Source organism: Paraburkholderia sp. GAS38 (genome assembly GCF_050434965.1).
GTDB lineage: Bacteria > Pseudomonadota > Gammaproteobacteria > Burkholderiales > Burkholderiaceae > Paraburkholderia > Paraburkholderia phenazinium_A.
This window is the reverse complement of the sequence record NZ_JBNDJO010000033.1, coordinates 1-1793: the sequence shown is the minus strand read 5'-3', so window position 1 is coordinate 1793 and position 1793 is coordinate 1. Positions and strand designations below refer to the sequence as shown.

Genomic DNA, 1793 nt, shown 5'->3' with positions numbered 1-1793 from the left:
TGGTCGAACCAGCCGTTGAGGTAGCCCGTCACGCTGTCGTAGTAGCGGTACGTCGCCGTGGGGGCCTGGCCGTCGCCCGCGTCCGTACCCAGTTGCAGCCGGCCGGACGCATCCCTGCCGTAGCTCCACGAGCGGTTCGGCTTCGCACCCGCACTGCTGGAGAAGTAGACCGCCGCCAGCTGGCCCGCCGCATCGTAGATGTACGTCCTCACCTGCCCCTTGCGGTCGGTCACCGTCGCCAGTTGTCCGGCGCTGTTCCACGTGTAGGTCTCGCTGTGGCCCAGTGGATCGCTTTTGCTCACCGGGCGCCCGATCGCGTTATACGTGTAGCGCGTCGTGACGCCCTTCGGATCGGCCCCGGCAAGCAGGCGCCCATTGCGGTCCCACGTGAAGCGGGTCACACCGCCCAGTGCGTCGGTGACGTCGGTGGTACGGTCCAGCGCGTCGAGCGTGCGGCGCGTCGTATTGCCCAGCGGGTCCTGTACCGCCGTCACCCGGCCTGCCGCATCGGTCGTGAACTGCGTGGTCCGGTTCAGCGGGTCGGTGACGCTCGCCAGATCGGGGCCGGCGTAGGCGTACTTCGTCACGCCCCTGAGCGCATCGGTCACCGTCAGCGGGCGGCCCTGGCTGTCATTCGTGAACGTCGTGCGGTTGCCGGCACGGTCAGTCGCCGTCAGCAGGTTGCCCTTCGCGTCGTACGTATAGACGGTGCTCACACCACGCTGGGCGGCGCCCGCCTGCGCTTCGGTGAGCAACTGGCTGTAGCTGTCGAAGCTGCGCGTAACCAGCGTGCCGGACTGGTCCGCCTCGCTGGTCCGGTTACCGTTCGCGTCGTAGCCGTAGGTGTACTGGCGATCCATCGACGTGAGGTTCGTCGTACGGCCATTCGCGTCGTACGTGAAGGTCTGCACCTGCTGGATCGGCTGGCCGGCCGGGTACGTGTTGCGCACCACCCGCCCGTTCGCATCGAACTCCAGACGGCGCACGCTGCCGCGCCGGTCCGTCACTTCCGTCAGGGTGACCTTGCCGCCCGAGACCGTGTACGCCATCGCGAACGTGCTGCCGTCAGCCAGCGTCTGCGCCACCACCCGGTCGCTGTCGTCGTAGGTGTTGACCACCTGCGGGTTGCCTTCCGGGTCCGTCACGCTGACGAGACGGCTCTTCGTGTCCCAGCCGTACTTCCATACGCCACCACCGGCGTCGGTCATCTGGGTGAGACGGTCCTGACTGTCGTACTGATAGGCGACCTGCCGGTTCAGTGGATCGGTCACGCGCGACACCAGCGGCGTGCCGCGGCTACCCGTGATGGACGTAAATGCCAGTGCGCGCCCGCCTGGGCTGGTGATGCCCGTGACCGCGCCCGTCCTGCTGTCGCGGGCGATCACCACCGTGTTGCCGTTGCGGTCCTGCACACGGGTCAGACGGTACAGGCCGGCGATCATCGTGAACTGCCGCACGCGACCATCGCGCAGCGTGAGCACTTTCGTGGTGCCACTGCCGGTGATGCTGGCGCGATAGTAGTCGCCGGGGCTCGTCAGGTCGTCCCATGTGGTACTCGTGCCTGCACGCAAGGTGAACGGCACGCGGATCCCGCCCGGCAGATACATATCGATGCGCTGCCGCGCGCCATTGGCATCCGCAGCGGCCACCGTCAGGTAGCTGTCGTAGTTAAACGTCGCTCCGATGCCGAAGGCACCGGCCATCGGTCTGCCCGAGGTGTCATAGGCGCTGCTGCGGTAGACCCGTGCGAGATCGAGCGCGCCTGCCGGATCCGCAACATGCAGGTCATGGGC

General features: G+C 67.4%; 1 pseudogene. It reads right to left on the bottom strand.

The window, feature by feature from the left end:
• Positions 1 to 1793, bottom strand: a pseudogene (locus tag P3T42_RS36830) (RHS repeat-associated core domain-containing protein); the annotation flags it as partial.